Below are 14,112 nucleotides of genomic sequence, written 5' to 3'. Positions count from 1 at the left end.
TATAAAAATCATCCCCATGATGTTTCTGAACTTTGCCGATATGGGCCTTGGACTAGCCGCAGGACTTGCAGGCTTTGTCGATGCCGTTGTGGGTGGAGGTGGACTGATCCTGCTGCCCGCTCTTTTTGCAAGCTTTCCGCAAGCTGCACCGGCAACACTGCTCGGTACCAACAAGGCGGGCGCCATCTGGGGTACTGGGGCCGCCTTCTTGTCTTATGTCCGGCGCGTGCGCATCCCCTGGAAAACCGTTATCCCGACTGCGCTGGCGTCTTTGACAGGTTCATTGATCGGGGCGGATATGGTCACTCGTATCAATGGCGACGACTTTCGCCGCGCCCTGCCCTTTGTGCTTGCTGGCGTATTGATATACACCCTCATGAACCGACAGCTGGGTCAGGTGCATGAACCCCGCTTTACCCAAAAGACCGCCACCTTTCTGGGCATAGCTGGTGGATTGCTCATCGGCTTTTATGACGGCTTTCTGGGTCCTGGAACCGGTAATTTTCTGGTTTTTGTATTTATTCTCGTATTTGGTTTTGATTTTTTACATGCCAGCGCCAGTGCCAAAATGGTCAATTTCTCGTCAAATTTTGCGGCACTGGTTCTGTTTGCCAGCAAAAATCATGTGCTCTGGCATCTCGCCCTGTTTCTGGCTATGTGCAACATGCTGGGCAGTCTCATGGGTACCCGCATGGCAATGACGCATGGAACTACTTTTGTACGCCGCCTGTTCATTGTTGTCGTGCTGCTCCTGATTGCGAGAACGGCCTGGGAGGCCTTTGGCGGATAGTAGATCCATTTAGCCTCCCTCCTTGCTCATCCCCGTTTCTGCGCATCGTTCTGATGAAGACGAACCACCGCTCCCGCCTTACCAATGGCACTCAGCACAGACTGCAAGGCGGCTTCGGTGGTGTCTTCACCAAAAGATACTGCTGAAGCGGTTCCAGCGGATTCCACACTGACCCGGGCGCAGGCCATGGCGCGGGCACCAGTCCCGGCTCCCAGGGCGTGCTGATCAAATTGCTCCACTTCGGCGTAAATCCCAGCACCCTGAATCAAGGCATCTACCAGCGCCCCTACGGCCCCACTCCCCTTCCCTTGCAAAATGCGGGGATGCGCCTCTGTGCCCATGACCACCGAGGCAATGACCTTTTCACCTTCACGCTGCAAGCGGTAGCGTTGCATCTGCCAGTCGCCATTGCGCTTCACAAAATGACTTTCAAACAAGGCATATATTTGCTTCGCCGTGATCTCGCCGGATTGCTCTTCAGTCGCTTTCTGGACAACGGCACTGAATTCCTGAGCCAACCAGCGCGGCAGGGAAATACCATAATCCCTTTCCAATACATGGCTGACTCCGCCTTTGCCGGATTGACTGTTGATGCGCACCACCGCTTCATAGTTGCGGCCCAAATCGGCAGGGTCGATGGGCAGATAAGGCACCTCCCAAACAGCCGCATCCTGTCCCTGGCGGTGATTGATGCCCTTGCGAATGGCATCCTGATGGCTGCCGGAAAATGCGGTATACACCAGTTCACCAAACCACGGATGGCGGGGAGAAACCGCCATTCCCGTGCAACGGGTGTAAATTTCGCTGATGGCCTCCCCCATGGACAGGTCCAGCTTCGGATCAAGCCCTTGAGAATACAAATTCATGGCCATGGTAAGAATGTCCATATTCCCGGTACGTTCACCATTCCCGAAGAGGGTTCCCTCAACCCGGTCAGCACCCGCCAACACCGCCAATTCTGCGGCAGCCACCGCACAACCCCGATCATTGTGGGTATGCACACTGATTTTAACGTGCTCCCGTCCCCGCAAATGGTCGCAAAACCATTCAATCTGATCTGCAAACACGTTGGGCATGGCGGATTCTACTGTAGCCGGCAAATTCAAAATAACCGGCTGACCCTCTTCAGGATGCCAGACGGACATCACGGCTTCGCAGATTTCAACGGCATAGTCCAATTCCGTATTGCTGAAACTTTCGGGGGAATACTGAAATGTCCACCGGGTCTCCGGGAAACGGGCCGCTCCGGCTTTTACCCACTCGGCACCGCGCACGGCAATAGCCTTGACGCCCTCTTTATCCAGACCAAACACCTGTTCACGCTGCGCCGGACTGGTCGAGTTGTATACATGCACAATGGCGCGCTGCACACCTTGCAGGGCCGCATAACTCCGCTCAACCAGATTTTCTCGGGCCTGGGTCAAAACCTGGATGGTCACATCCTCAGGAATCCGTTTTTCCTCAATGATTTTGCGGACAAAGTCAAAGTCGGGCTGCGAGGCGGCGGGAAAACCCACTTCGATTTCCTTGAACCCCATCCGTACCAGCAAATCGAACATTTCCATTTTCTGGGCCACACTCATGGGCGACACCAAGGCCTGATTGCCATCGCGCAAATCCACGCTGGTCCAGGTGGGTGCATGATGCATGCGCCGGTTGGGCCAGCGCCGATCCGGCTTGTGAACCGCCGGGAAAGCCCGATAACGACGATGATTAAAGCTGTTCATGATGATTCTCCTGCCTGCTCAAGACGATGGGAGAACTATACGTGGCATTATCCGGCAGGTGCTTGCGAATTTTGACTTTACTGCGGCTGTTCACGCATTATTATTGCTATAATAGTCTTTTTTTAGATTGGATATTGCGCCATGAAAAATGGAGAACCCAAAATGCCCCTGGACCGGTATGATCGCCGCATCCTTGAAGCCTTACAAAAGGATTCCAGCCTGAGCAATCAGCGCCTCGCTGAAAAAATTGGCCTCTCCCCTTCCCCCTGCCTGCGTCGGGTGCAGGCACTGGAAGAAGCAGGCATCATTCGCAAACAGGTGGCCTTGTTACAGCCGGAAAAAATCGGGCTGGAACTCATGGTGCTGATGCACATCAGCATGGACCGCCATACCCCCGAACGCTTTGAGCATTTTGAAGCAGAGATTAAAAAATCCGACGAAGTTCTGGAATGTCATCTGATCACCGGGCACGATGCCGATTATCAGTTGAAAGTGGTCCTGCGCGACATGGCCCACTTTCAGGATTTCTTACTGAATCGCCTGACCAGAATCGAAGGCGTGACGGGCGTACATTCCAGCTTTGTGTTGCGGAAAATGATCGATAAAACCGAATTTCCTATTTATTGAGAACCTGATTTTCTCAAGCCAACTTGCAGGTGTATTCAACCAATTTAATTGTCAGCAGTGCTTTCGATAGCATCAAGATGTTTTATTTTATTATCTTTCTATTCCTGCAATAAATCAGCTGGTTTAACATCTCCTGATTCTCGCAAAAATTTCTGATAATGACTTTTTACACGAAAATACCGAGCTAGTGCATACCCGCCAAGCAGGATGGACATTAGCAAGAAAAAACCCCCAATACCAATAATCCAACCATATTTAAAAAAACGAATAAATATCAAACCTGTTACATTGAAGTCCAGTGTTGTACGCATAAAAGCATACAGTGTGCGTTTATTTGCTGCTACCGTTCTGTCCATAGCCAGCCAGTCCTGAAGTACCAGGTCTTTTTTCTGGTAACAGTGAAAATAACGACGATGGACATCCATGTGCAATGCGTCCAGCCAAGTATTGTTTGAATGGCTACTCATGATGCAAATTCCGATGATGCAAATACGCCTGCACAAGCAAAAACAATCCCGCCACCAACATCATGCCCGCAAAAATCAATCCCAGATAAATCACCTCATCCCATATTTTTCCATTGAAGATGACCAGAAAAACAATCGTAGCGATAACGGCAGTTATGAAAATTTTGATATAATCATTGAACGTGCGGGCAGCAGCAAAAACCGTCCGATCCATCGCCATCCAGTCCCGCAATACCATTTTATCGCGATTATAATCATCGTAGGGATGTCGGTACATATTTTTCTCCCTTCTCCTGTTCATCGTTTTCTTCAGTTTGCAGCTCTGTTACATACGCATGATAGTTCTTTTTTCTTCCCAAATAGATGCGGAATCCGGTCAGCCACAGGATCACGCCTACCGCAAGCGTCAGATAACCTAAAGCTGACCAACTATTCGCCCCAAAAAATCGTATAAAAGTCATTCCTGCAAGAATGAGTACCAAGGCTGTCCGGGTAAAGGACAAGATGGTTCGTTCGTTGGCGAGAATGGTGCGATCCAGCGCCAACCAGTCCCTCAGGATAAAATTATGGGCTGAAAACTTATTTAGATAAGGCAATATTCTCCTCCTGTTATTGACTGACTGCCCTAAAATTTGGATATCAATGACGCCATCGGCATTTTAAGCTGCGGAATCGAGCAGGAATTGGGCTCGACGGGCCACATCAGCGGCCTCGCTTCGCGCAGCGGTCTTCCACCAATGAATCGCCCTATTGATATCACGTGATACACCCCATCCATGCGCATAAGCATTGCCCATCATAAGTTCTGCCTACGGATAAAGGTTGTCAGCACTCTTACGCCACCAATAGGCAGCTTCACTCAAATTTTGAGGAACACCATCACCTGTTGCATACGCCAGTCCTAGACGATATTGATCTGGACCATAACCATGTTCGGCACCAGCACGCCAATTGGCCAGCGTGTGCGCCGTCACCGAAATACTTGATAAGGCGGAAGTAGCATCGGAACTTGCCATTGCGCCAATAGGCATCAACATTAAGCCACACATAAAAATAAACTGCTTGCCAGGCATATTGGTCATTTACGGACTCCTCGAATCAGTAGTTGCGCTCGCGGAGGAATATCATTCAGCCGAAAAACGCTTATTTGGCTTTAAAAGTGTTGAATGGTCCCTACAGTATGGACCATTAGGACGGTTGTTTGGTTTCATCGGCAAGACGGATACCTGAAACTATTAAAGACGAAGAGGTCCCTGAATAGTTCGAATATAAGACATGACCACATTCAAATAACGCATAACCGTCCACCAGATGACTTGTGGTCTGAATGTCTTTAAGCCAAGTATGCTGACTGACGCTCCAGAAGCCTGGACTATCCGGCATTGCTAGTTCGGCAATAATGGCTACATCGGGGAGCGTCTTGCGTATAGCGGCGGAGAAAAAACGAACAATATGCGTATATTCGGTCGGTCTATTTTCATAAGATGCCACGCGAAGAATGATACCATTTCCCTGAGCGGAAATTTTTAGCAGTTTTGATAACGCTGGTGGGACTTGTGCCTCGTTCCTTTTTGCTGAAGCAAAACCGCTTCCATGTAAGCCCAGAACCCTTAAGGATGGGGCTAAAATCGCATATTTGGCGTGCGCAAATGCCAATTTACCGAAAAGCTGAGCCAAGCTTACCGGATGATGCCATTGTCCTTTAGGACTCTCTTCACCAAGGCTTAAAATCCAATTGTTCGGCTGGGCGTGCGCCAAGGCGGAGAAGGAGTTTATATTACTACTCCAATAGGCCCGATCGCTAGGATTTGAAGTAATTTCCACTTTGGATTGATAACAAGGATTGGTTCCCTCTACCAATATAAAATGATTATTATTACCATTCACAAGCGGTAAAGAGCCCAGTGCTGGCAAAATATGTAACCATAAGCTAATTGGTATCAACCATAACATTGTCAACTTCTCCTAATATTTGAAATTCAGGCCTATAATCGTCAGTTACCTGGTTACAAACGATAAGCTCCAGACCATCCTATACACCGTCATTCCCTGTGAATAGCGGAACTCTACAGCAGCAGTACGAGTCTAGATAGTATACATCATTCGGGTTTCAGGAATAATCATCGATATGATAATGCAAATGCTGCTATTTTTAGTCACACCTAAAAAGGCTAGGTGAATGATCAGAGCAGAATTCCGACTGCTTCCTTTGTATTTTTCTGCACTAAAAATATTTGCAGTTTCACTAGCTATACTTATACTCTACTTTTTGCCATCACTGTGGTATAGAATTGCAAAAAAAAGGAACAAATACAAGTTATACATGTTTAATTTTCTATTTGGATGGAGTCTCATTGGCTGGTGGTGGTGCTGGGAACTAGCCGCATCGAGAAGGTCCTTCAATAGTGGTCCTTCTTTCAAAAGAGCTTTCATACGTAGCTTGTTCAGCATGATGATTGTTTGTGGCGGAATAATCATAACCACCATCATTAAGCTCAATTTGCAACCAAATGCCATGGATAATACGAAAATCACTGTTATCAAGCCTTCATGGAACATAGATAATGTAAAAGCAAAACAACGCAGTAGTTCTCATGAAGATGTGTAGATGTTTATGATTGTGCAGACAAGGATAAAATTGCATTATGTTTTTTGCGCTAGTGATTGTTGTGCATATCAAGAAAATCATGCTGGATTGTCATATAAATATCTTAGCCATTACAGGGGATAGATAATGCTACACTGGATTTTACACAGTCCGACGGGATTTACTGTTTTATTGATGATAGGATTTATGATAATAATAGCCATCTATATTTTACCAGTGTTATTGGCTTGGAGCTTGGAAAGTCCTTACTTCCTGGGCATTACCACACTGGATTTGCTATTAGGCTGGACAGTCATTGGCTGGATCGTCGCCTTGGTCTGGGCGCTGGTCTCTGGAAACGGTGAATCATTTGATGAAGAAAACCCATAAAGAATCTGATCACTCCCCTCCGTTTTTTATAACAGGTCTTGTGACATGCCAAAGAAAAAAGTGGTGGTTCTTACTGGACTCAAAAATCTGTTCAATATGCGTGTGACCCTGATGACCAATCCAGAATAACCAGAATACCGCGAATAGAACTACCACGAGGACTTTCAAAATACGCTTGAGCACAAAACTTACTCATCTCTTGCGATCTTTTGCGGATTGTTGCCACCAATAAACGGCTTTGTGCCTATTCGGCGGCACACCCTCGCCGAAGTTATAGGCGAAGGCCAGTTGAAAAGCCCCATTGGCATTCCCGGCATGGGCCGACTTACGGAACCAGGCATCTGCTTTTTGCCAGTTTTCCGGAACATTTATACCATGTAAGTAGTCTGCACCCAAAGCATTTTCTGCTTCAGGATCTCCAACATGCGCCCATTTTTCAAGTTTACTCAAAGGCATTCCCAATACAGATTTTGGCATCTCCATTACATGCACCCGAAATTCAGGTACTTTATGCACCAGTAACTCACCTGCAATTGCTACACCGGATATCCAGGTGAGCCCAACAACCAAAAAGAAGTAGAAAATGCACTTGCGAAATAATAACGGAAACATAACACCTTCCTGTCATCTGAAAATGTCCCGTGACGTGGGGCTTAATTCGTCAAAAACAGCTAATAATTCCCGACATAAGACTGAATTAATGAGGTATTTGGAGTGTTCACCAAAATCATCTGCTGCTCGCGTTGAGACACCACGAGCTGATCTTTTTGATGTACTTCGTAATGCTATAAAATGGGCATTTGGGACGATCCGTTTTCTCAGGATGCATCCAGCGTAGCGACAGGATCTCTAGAGGGACTTCTTTTCATGGGTATCCTCCTTTGCGAATGGCATTTATGGATGTAATCAACAAATCGGTTATGGACAGGCTGGGCGCCCAATCCCAAGAATTTCGGCATACGCAGCCTTACCCATGGATCCGTATTTCGGATTTTCTTTATCCGGAAAAGTTTGACCAGCTCTGCAAGGATCTTCCTGATCCTGTTCTTTTTGAATCCCAAATGGGTTACAAAAGAGCGCACGGGCAAGCAAGCCATGATCGTCTCGCACTGCAATATCGACCAGCGCTGGAGAAAGTCCTGACGCCCAGCTGGAGGGATTTTATTCACGAATTGCACAGTGAGGCTTACCAGGATTTCTGGCGCGAGATGCTCGGTTTAACACCCAGGACACCGGTTATTCTGACCATGCATTGGCATTATGCGCCATCCGGCGCCTCCATTTCACCCCATACGGATGCCCGGCGGAAAATAGGTTCGCATATTTTTTATTTCAATACGCCAGAAGACTGGGAAGAAGCCTGGGGCGGACAGACGCTGGTTCTGGATGATGGTGGCAAATGGCCACGTCATTCGGCGCCGGTCTATACGGATTTGCGCGAGGCCGGGGCCTCACAGGTACTGGGAAATCGCAGTTTTCTTTTTGCACAAACCGATCATTCCTGGCATGCCGTCAAAGCCGTGCAGTGTCCGCCCGGCCATTTCCGCAAGGTTTTTATTGTCGTTGCCAACCGCCTCACCCCGCAGGTCATCTGGCGACGCGTCCGGGGCAAAGACGCCGACGGCTACCGTCTGGCTGGTGGTGTTCAAGAAAAAAACAAGCAGTGATGCGGTTCATGAACAAGCAGGCAACTTCATCCACGCCGCCGTTTCGGGCAGATAATGCGCGAGTCCCTCCAATACGCCGGCGCTGTAGTTCCCGTTCATGCCCAGAAATCCTCCATGGGCCATATAAAGGGTGTCCGCCAGATCCGACGCTGCAGCCATACGTATGGCCTCTTTCTGGACCTCCTGATGGGCGTTGGCTACCAGCACGGAGTGAATATGGCTGCCTAACACCTCCAGATCGTTACCCGAATCACCGGCAAAAACCGTGCGCTCCTGGGGATACGCGCACTGTTGACCGAGAAATTCTATAGCATGGAGCTTGCTGGCGCTGCTGGGCAGAATATCCAGCAAACCCGTATCGGTCATTTCATCGAAAGACAAGACCAATCGCGCATTAACCCCGATGCCCCAAAGGCGGCGGAGCAGTTCGGCCTCGAGGATGTCGCGATTAATACCCATATCCACCTGGTAACTGACCTTGAATATTCCCTGCTGTTCAGCTGGCTGCAAGGTGATGGCGGAAATATCGGCAAGCTCCGTAGTAATGTCGTGATGCGTCATTCCTCCCCAGTCAGGGCCAATTTCTGCTGACCAATGATCCCAATGACGCCAATGTCCTTCTTCGAGAGTGTAAATGCTTGTACCGACATCACCGATGATAAAGTTGGGAACAGGTAGTTGCCATTGCTCAATGGCTGCGGTAACCAGTTGCAGATGGCGGCCGCTAACCAACGCCAGGTGTACAGCAGGATGGGCGCAAAGCTCCCGAAACAAAGGACGGGCCTGTGCGGATTCAGGCTGACTGCCGTTTGGTATCAGGGTTCGATCCAGATCACAGCAGATTAATATTGTCGGAATGTTTTCCTCTGTTGCGTTCATCATGCTTGTCTCCTGCTTCCTTTAAGACAGATCACCATTTCCCTTGCTTAGATCGCTGCATTATTGCTCAGGAAATCATAATGCGTGATAGCCTCCATCGCTCCTGGTAGCCCACTTACCTGACATTGATAAATATCCTCATGTTGCTGCAGATCTTTTTCTCCGCCCACCTGGGCAGCCAGAATATTACCTCCCAGCAAATCGAGATCCGCACGGGCACTGCCGACGACTAGTACGTGGTCAAGAGCGATGTCATGGCGATCCGCCACATAACGAATAGCGAATCCCAAGGAAGCGCGCTGGGGTACAACCAGAAATTCCTGCGGATTGAGGGCCATCAAACGGCTGGGAATATCACAGTTGTGAAGCTGATCATTCAGCTCTGCCAATCCCGCAAATTCGGCGTTGTCATGGATGAAACCATGCACGGCATAAAAACCCTGGCCGCTGCGGCCTACAATCTGCACGCCAGGGGTTTCGGCAAGCAGGTCGTATACCCGATCGCCTTGCCAATCTACGCCAATGTGGCGGCTCCAACCCTGATCGCGGGAGAGACTGGTACCATAATGAATCTGGGTCCCTCCACGGGTTATGAGAATATCAGGAACATTCATGCGGCGCTGCTTGAGCAGAGCCAACAACTCATGGAGAGGACGAAAACTGACCAAACCAAAGGCCATTTTCCGCCGCTGGCGATGCAGCAGAGCGACCAATTCTTCCTGTTGCTCAGGAATGGGTGCTGGATCAAGCAAACGGGCACCAAGAAATAACAGCCGATCGGCAGTAATACGTTCGCCCGTTGGGATACTTTCTTGTTGCTGAGGAACAGTAAGGGGCAATTCATCCAGAGCGGTCAGGTAATGGTTAACGTGGGTCTGCCAGGAATAATAGCGACGTACCCCGGCAATACCGTTCTTGGCATAACTTTGCCAGATAGTCTTATCGCTCAGCATGCTGAGCAGCTTCTCGCCAATTTCTTCAGTACTCAGAGGATCAATCAACACGCCGTTTTGGCAATTGGCAATAATATCTTTGGGCCCTCCGTCTTCAGTCGCCAGGATCGGTAAGCCACAAGCTGCCGCCTCAATGAGTGTCAGACCAAATGGCTCGGTCAGGGCCGGATTGATGAAAACACCCCCCAGGCCTGCCGCCCAGCGATAAAGATCAGGAACGTCATCAGGGCGATGGTAGCGGGGATAGGCGGCTTTCCCATAAAGATCGTAACGATCAATCAACAGCAGAATTTCCGTCAATACCCGCCGTGGACCGGCGGTCATGTCACGAATGTCTTCGCGTGTTCCGGCCACAATCACCAGATTGGCGCGCGCCTGTAAATCTGGATTTTGGCCGTAGGCATGAATCAGACCGGCAATATTTTTTCGTTCGTCGGGACGGGACAGGGCAAGAATAGGTGGCTTTTGTGGTGCCCGTAAAAACCGTCGCAATTCTGTGCTGATGGGCGGCGAGGGTTGAGGACCGGGCTCAAAGCGGGAAACATTAACCCCTGGCGGAATCACCCGCATCCGCTCAGCATTTGCCCAATCATACATCCCGTATTGTCTATCAATCTCGTCCTGGGTACTGGTGATGATCAGGGAGGCAGTAGCCAGAATTTCTTCCTCAACACGGATACGCTGGGACAGGCGATATTTTTTCTCGAGGGTGCGCTCTGACTCTCCAGAGGCCAAAAGACTCTGGCGTTTGCTGCGCCCGAGGGAATGTCCGGTATGTACCAGGGGCACACCGAGTTGCAAAGCCAGACGCATACCCACATAGCCTGCGTCGGCGTAGTGAGAATGGATAAGACTCGGAGATTGCTGACGCAGATACTCCATGGCGTGATCACTAAAGCCATCCAGATAAGGCCACAGGGCTTCTTTGGGCAGGTATTCGTCAGGTCCAGCCGGAAAACGAATAATATGCGCCTTCGGCAAGTCAGGCAGGATCTCGTGTTGCTTGGCGTAATCATCAGCCACGTTAGAATCGTGAATCCTCCGGGTGAGCAGATCGACCCTCCCGACCCGAGGATCTGCGGCAAGCGCGCGCAGCAGTTCGACGACATAAAGAATCTGACCGCCCGTATCCGCATCGCGGCCCAGTTCCAGATTCTGGCCGCGAATCAGTCCGTGAAGGCTGATAAGAACCAGATGGAGCTGGGCTGAGTCCGGCTTGTTTTCCGGGCGATTGTCCATTATCTAACCCTCACTGTATGCTCCCGAAACATATTACCTACTCCTCTGCACTCTCCGTGGTTTCGTCCAGTGTTTCATCGAACCCCAGCCGCTCCAGAAGACCCGGCTCATCCAGGAAATAGCGCGCAAGTAATAGTCCTGCAGCGCTCCACACCTGTCCGATATTGGCCCGACGACCTACCAGACGTCCAAGACGGCCGTCGTAGTATTCTGGCCAACGGTCGGCAAACAGGCGTGGCTCAACCATTTGCCAGGCCCGCTCTGCCAGATCCATGCGTCCCGCCTTGATAGTTGCCGCCACCAGGGGCCAGATCATGACCGGCCAATTGCCACCATTGTGGTAAGACCACGGAATATTTTTAGGGTCAGACCCCGTGATCAGCCGCCATTCATCCCCCTCAACGGCGGGATAAACGAGTTTCATGGGGACTCGTCCAAGCAGGTCGTTCCAGCGCTGCTCAATCAAGCTGGTCAACGCCTGTGCCTGGGCAACCGTGGCCATGCCCGTAGCCAGCATCAACAAATTTCCCTGGGCAAAAAAGCGAAAATCCATCCGCCCTGGACCCAGATTTCCTACGAAAAAGCCGGCCCCGTCGGGAAGCCAGTCCTGGACCCAAAGAGGAATGGATTCGGGGTGGATATTGAATAGATTTTCAATATCCACCCCGAGCATTTCCGTTTCAAAGCGATAAATCCGGTTAAGGACGTCCATATCCAGCCAGTAATACTGCTGTACATAAGAACGCAATACATTTCTGCGGCGCTGTGCCAAATCTACCAACCATTGACTGCCCTGCTCTGGAAGCAAAAGGGAAGCGCAGCGCAGGGTAGCATTGAACAGCGCCTGAATTTCGATGGGATGACCATTGACGCCCATACGTCGATCAATCATGAAGGAGGCATCAGGAACCAGCAGGGTCGGAAAAACCTCAAAGCGACTCTGCAAACACAGGCTCAGAATCATCCGCAACATGCGCTGGATTTCTGGGCTGTGGGCAAAATCCAGGTCCCCTGTATACAGCACGTAGGCATGCAGGAGCATGGACCACCACATCATCGAGTCCACCGGGGCGACCCGGCCAATGGCCCGGTCGCCAAAGTCCGCCAGCACCTCCTCTTCTCCATGGTCATTGCGCTGCACGCGAAACGAGGCAGGCATAACCCCGGGAGCAATCTGCTGCCCTTCAAGTTCTTCCTGCTGTCCTCTGAGCTGCATAATCAGATGCAGGAAGGAGCGGACGACGTTAGCCCGATTTTCCAGCAGCAGAATCAATCCGACGGGGAAAAAATCCCGTACGAAGCAATCTGCATAATTTTCTGCAGGGGCCTTGGGGTCGACGCTGGCTGCCGTACCCACCAGTTGCCCTCCATAGAAGACACCAGCAGCCTCAATCAGTCGATAGGCATCATCCAGGGCTGGACTGACGCCATGGTACCGGGGTTTATTGAAACAAGGTTCATTCTCGGCCAAAGGCTTTTCTCCTCACAGCTGATACTGGGCTAGCGCCTTCGCATTGGGTTAAACAGATTATTCGCCTTGGGTCCAGCGACTCATGAACGATTCATAAAAATCCAGGGAATCCGGCGTCGCACCTTGCAGAGCGCAAACTGCAGCCGCCAATTCCCCGCCCCGGCGCAGGCGTAATTCCGGGCTTTCCCCCCGCAGCAGACTCCATAACCAGGCGGCAGAAAAGGCATCACCCGCTCCTACCGTATTCACCAGATTATTTACTGGTTCAGCAGCGGCTTCATAAAAGTCGTTATGATCCCAGTAGGCAGAGCCTTCCCGTCCACAAGTCAGCAACATCGACTCCAATGAAAAACGGTCTGCAAAAACCCGCATCTTGTCGCGTAGCACAGGCCCGGAACGTAGCGAAAAAACGGCCAGCAAAGTTTCTAATTCATCAACGTTACATTTCAGTATAGATGAATCGGTCAGTAACGGGGCAAGCGTATCAGGCGTCCACCAGGGTGCCCGTAAATTGATATCCAGAAATCGCTTGTTACTGATGGAAGCTAATTTCTGCAAGGTTTGCCGGGATGTACCGAATTCCCGCAAGGCAAGAGAACCGTGATAAAGCCAGGAAACAGGTTCAGGTAATTTTTCGGGGAATGGAATGTAATCATAAGCCTGATGGGGTAGAATTTCGAAGCGATGACCTTCTACCGGGTCAGGTAGCACCTCCACACGCCCGGTTGGCAAAGTCTTGCTGACTGCCACCCCTGACAAGGGCATCTGCCATTGCCGCATATGATCCAGGATATTCCTGCCATTGATGTCATCGCCCACCTGGCTGATAAAAATGGCGGGCACTCCCAAGCCGTTTAAATGACGCGCCACATTAAAGGGCGCGCCCCCAAGACGCTGGCTGTCGCCGAAGTCATCGACCAGACATTCGCCGAAAATCACTCCAAAACGCTTAAAATCATGCATGCATCTCACCATATCGAAAGCATAGGTCACTGACAAGCAATCCCATTTTTTGGCGACATTGAACCTAAAAACGGCAGGTGCCGTGGGTGCTTTGCCGCGACTTTTGTTTCGAGCCGTTGTTGTTCTTGGCGAAATCCTGCGCCCGTCAGGAGAGCTGTTTGAGCCCGCAGGGCGAGTTCTCTCCTGACAGCAGGATGAGCCCTAGAACAACAGGCGAGGAACAACGGAGCAAAAAACACCCACGGCAACTGCCGTTTTTAGGTTGAACTATTTACCCAGATAGTCATCAATATTTTATATACCCATGATTTTTACGCCAATGCAATTTATCACTCAACGTGAGGGGTCTTGC

The 14,112-nt window shown here is 50.2% G+C and carries 17 protein-coding genes; 5 read left to right on the top strand and 12 right to left on the bottom strand.

What is annotated here, in order from left to right; genetic code table 11:
- Positions 1 to 16 precede the first annotated feature (16 nt).
- Positions 17 to 790, top strand: coding sequence for a sulfite exporter TauE/SafE family protein (locus BLW97_RS06685; protein ID WP_031572846.1), 774 nt, complete (start codon positions 17 to 19; stop codon positions 788 to 790).
- Between the two features lie 26 nt (positions 791 to 816).
- Here BLW97_RS06685 and BLW97_RS06680 read toward each other — a convergent pair whose 3' ends face one another.
- Positions 817 to 2,517, bottom strand: coding sequence for a 2-isopropylmalate synthase (locus BLW97_RS06680; RefSeq protein ID WP_024893747.1), 1,701 nt, complete (start codon positions 2,515 to 2,517; stop codon positions 817 to 819).
- Positions 2,518 to 2,658: 141 nt separating this feature from the next.
- Between BLW97_RS06680 and BLW97_RS06675 the strand changes: the two genes are divergently transcribed.
- The gene (locus tag BLW97_RS06675) at positions 2,659 to 3,144 is read left to right on the top strand and encodes an Lrp/AsnC family transcriptional regulator (protein ID WP_075322726.1); all 486 of its coding nucleotides are present in this window, start codon (positions 2,659 to 2,661) and stop codon (positions 3,142 to 3,144) included.
- Positions 3,145 to 3,242: 98 nt separating this feature from the next.
- Here BLW97_RS06675 and BLW97_RS06670 read toward each other — a convergent pair whose 3' ends face one another.
- The 6 genes from BLW97_RS06670 to BLW97_RS06650 all read right to left on the bottom strand — a co-directional run bounded on the left by BLW97_RS06670 (position 3,243) and on the right by BLW97_RS06650 (position 5,564).
- Complete coding sequence (locus BLW97_RS06670; RefSeq protein WP_207650566.1) at positions 3,243 to 3,611, bottom strand: DUF202 domain-containing protein; 369 nt, start codon at positions 3,609 to 3,611, stop codon at positions 3,243 to 3,245.
- Positions 3,604 to 3,888, bottom strand: a complete 285-nt coding sequence (locus BLW97_RS06665; RefSeq protein ID WP_075322725.1) for a hypothetical protein — start codon at positions 3,886 to 3,888, stop codon at positions 3,604 to 3,606. The genes BLW97_RS06670 and BLW97_RS06665 overlap by 8 nt, the downstream gene beginning before the upstream one ends.
- Complete coding sequence (locus BLW97_RS06660) at positions 3,866 to 4,207, bottom strand: DUF202 domain-containing protein (protein ID WP_242947724.1); 342 nt, start codon at positions 4,205 to 4,207, stop codon at positions 3,866 to 3,868. Before BLW97_RS06660 ends, BLW97_RS06665 begins: the two co-directional genes overlap by 23 nt.
- Before the next feature lie 63 nt (positions 4,208 to 4,270).
- Positions 4,271 to 4,408 (bottom strand): SEL1-like repeat protein, encoded by a 138-nt coding sequence (locus BLW97_RS20400; RefSeq protein ID WP_423230371.1) that lies wholly within the window; start codon positions 4,406 to 4,408, stop codon positions 4,271 to 4,273.
- A 12-nt stretch (positions 4,409 to 4,420) separates the two neighbouring features.
- A complete protein-coding gene (locus BLW97_RS06655) occupies positions 4,421 to 4,693 on the bottom strand; it encodes an SEL1-like repeat protein (protein WP_075322723.1) in 273 nt (90 codons plus the stop codon).
- A 106-nt stretch (positions 4,694 to 4,799) separates the two neighbouring features.
- Positions 4,800 to 5,564 (bottom strand): hypothetical protein, encoded by a 765-nt coding sequence (locus BLW97_RS06650; protein WP_075322722.1) that lies wholly within the window; start codon positions 5,562 to 5,564, stop codon positions 4,800 to 4,802.
- Between the two features lie 226 nt (positions 5,565 to 5,790).
- On the opposite strand from BLW97_RS06650, the gene BLW97_RS06645 reads away from it, so the two are divergent.
- Together BLW97_RS06645 and BLW97_RS06640 are read left to right on the top strand one after the other, a co-directional pair.
- Positions 5,791 to 6,219, top strand: a complete 429-nt coding sequence (locus BLW97_RS06645) for a superinfection immunity protein (protein ID WP_075322721.1) — start codon at positions 5,791 to 5,793, stop codon at positions 6,217 to 6,219.
- Positions 6,220 to 6,345: 126 nt separating this feature from the next.
- A complete protein-coding gene (locus BLW97_RS06640) occupies positions 6,346 to 6,588 on the top strand; it encodes a superinfection immunity protein (RefSeq protein ID WP_075322720.1) in 243 nt (80 codons plus the stop codon).
- Positions 6,589 to 6,780: 192 nt separating this feature from the next.
- Here the strand turns inward: BLW97_RS06640 and BLW97_RS06635 are convergent, their stop codons facing one another.
- Positions 6,781 to 7,200 (bottom strand): tetratricopeptide repeat protein, encoded by a 420-nt coding sequence (locus BLW97_RS06635; protein WP_075322719.1) that lies wholly within the window; start codon positions 7,198 to 7,200, stop codon positions 6,781 to 6,783.
- A 284-nt stretch (positions 7,201 to 7,484) separates the two neighbouring features.
- On the opposite strand from BLW97_RS06635, the gene BLW97_RS06630 reads away from it, so the two are divergent.
- On the top strand, positions 7,485 to 8,255 hold the full coding sequence (locus tag BLW97_RS06630) for a 2OG-Fe(II) oxygenase (RefSeq protein WP_075323597.1): 771 nt from the start codon (positions 7,485 to 7,487) through the stop codon (positions 8,253 to 8,255).
- A gap of 6 nt (positions 8,256 to 8,261) precedes the next feature.
- Here BLW97_RS06630 and BLW97_RS06625 read toward each other — a convergent pair whose 3' ends face one another.
- Genes BLW97_RS06625 through BLW97_RS06610 form a run of 4 tightly spaced genes read right to left on the bottom strand, consistent with a single transcriptional unit; the run spans position 8,262 to position 13,760 of the window.
- Positions 8,262 to 9,137 (bottom strand): HAD-IIB family hydrolase, encoded by an 876-nt coding sequence (locus BLW97_RS06625; protein ID WP_075322718.1) that lies wholly within the window; start codon positions 9,135 to 9,137, stop codon positions 8,262 to 8,264.
- Positions 9,138 to 9,181: 44 nt separating this feature from the next.
- Complete coding sequence (locus BLW97_RS06620; protein ID WP_075322717.1) at positions 9,182 to 11,326, bottom strand: HAD family hydrolase; 2,145 nt, start codon at positions 11,324 to 11,326, stop codon at positions 9,182 to 9,184.
- Positions 11,327 to 11,363: 37 nt separating this feature from the next.
- A complete protein-coding gene (locus BLW97_RS06615; protein WP_075322716.1) occupies positions 11,364 to 12,797 on the bottom strand; it encodes a glycoside hydrolase 100 family protein in 1,434 nt (477 codons plus the stop codon).
- A 57-nt stretch (positions 12,798 to 12,854) separates the two neighbouring features.
- Positions 12,855 to 13,760 carry a PfkB family carbohydrate kinase gene (locus tag BLW97_RS06610; RefSeq protein ID WP_075322715.1) on the bottom strand — a complete coding sequence of 302 codons (906 nt, stop codon included), beginning with the start codon at positions 13,758 to 13,760 and terminating at the stop codon, positions 12,855 to 12,857.
- Positions 13,761 to 14,112: the final 352 nt, after the last annotated feature.

The organism is Acidithiobacillus albertensis, from assembly GCF_001931655.1.
Classification (GTDB): domain Bacteria; phylum Pseudomonadota; class Gammaproteobacteria; order Acidithiobacillales; family Acidithiobacillaceae; genus Acidithiobacillus; species Acidithiobacillus thiooxidans.
Note: the sequence above shows the minus strand (reverse complement) of the source record. Positions and strands in the feature narration are given on the sequence as shown.

Excerpts from the sequence above, each read along its gene's own strand:
- BLW97_RS06675 (WP_075322726.1), top strand. The coding sequence starts at position 2,659 with ATGAAAAATGGAGAACCCAAAATGCCCCTGGACCGGTATGATCGCCGC.
- BLW97_RS06635 (WP_075322719.1), bottom strand. The coding sequence starts at position 7,200 with ATGTTTCCGTTATTATTTCGCAAGTGCATTTTCTACTTCTTTTTGGTT.
- BLW97_RS06645 (WP_075322721.1), top strand. The coding sequence starts at position 5,791 with ATGATCAGAGCAGAATTCCGACTGCTTCCTTTGTATTTTTCTGCACTA.
- BLW97_RS06655 (WP_075322723.1), bottom strand. The coding sequence starts at position 4,693 with ATGACCAATATGCCTGGCAAGCAGTTTATTTTTATGTGTGGCTTAATG.
- BLW97_RS06685 (WP_031572846.1), top strand. The coding sequence starts at position 17 with ATGATGTTTCTGAACTTTGCCGATATGGGCCTTGGACTAGCCGCAGGA.
- BLW97_RS06610 (WP_075322715.1), bottom strand. The coding sequence starts at position 13,760 with ATGCATGATTTTAAGCGTTTTGGAGTGATTTTCGGCGAATGTCTGGTC.
- BLW97_RS06620 (WP_075322717.1), bottom strand. The coding sequence starts at position 11,326 with ATGGACAATCGCCCGGAAAACAAGCCGGACTCAGCCCAGCTCCATCTG.
- BLW97_RS06680 (WP_024893747.1), bottom strand. The coding sequence starts at position 2,517 with ATGAACAGCTTTAATCATCGTCGTTATCGGGCTTTCCCGGCGGTTCAC.
- BLW97_RS06640 (WP_075322720.1), top strand. The coding sequence starts at position 6,346 with ATGCTACACTGGATTTTACACAGTCCGACGGGATTTACTGTTTTATTG.
- BLW97_RS20400 (WP_423230371.1), bottom strand. The coding sequence starts at position 4,408 with ATGGGCAATGCTTATGCGCATGGATGGGGTGTATCACGTGATATCAAT.
- BLW97_RS06625 (WP_075322718.1), bottom strand. The coding sequence starts at position 9,137 with ATGATGAACGCAACAGAGGAAAACATTCCGACAATATTAATCTGCTGT.
- BLW97_RS06670 (WP_207650566.1), bottom strand. The coding sequence starts at position 3,611 with ATGAGTAGCCATTCAAACAATACTTGGCTGGACGCATTGCACATGGAT.
- BLW97_RS06630 (WP_075323597.1), top strand. The coding sequence starts at position 7,485 with ATGGATGTAATCAACAAATCGGTTATGGACAGGCTGGGCGCCCAATCC.
- BLW97_RS06665 (WP_075322725.1), bottom strand. The coding sequence starts at position 3,888 with ATGTACCGACATCCCTACGATGATTATAATCGCGATAAAATGGTATTG.
- BLW97_RS06650 (WP_075322722.1), bottom strand. The coding sequence starts at position 5,564 with ATGTTATGGTTGATACCAATTAGCTTATGGTTACATATTTTGCCAGCA.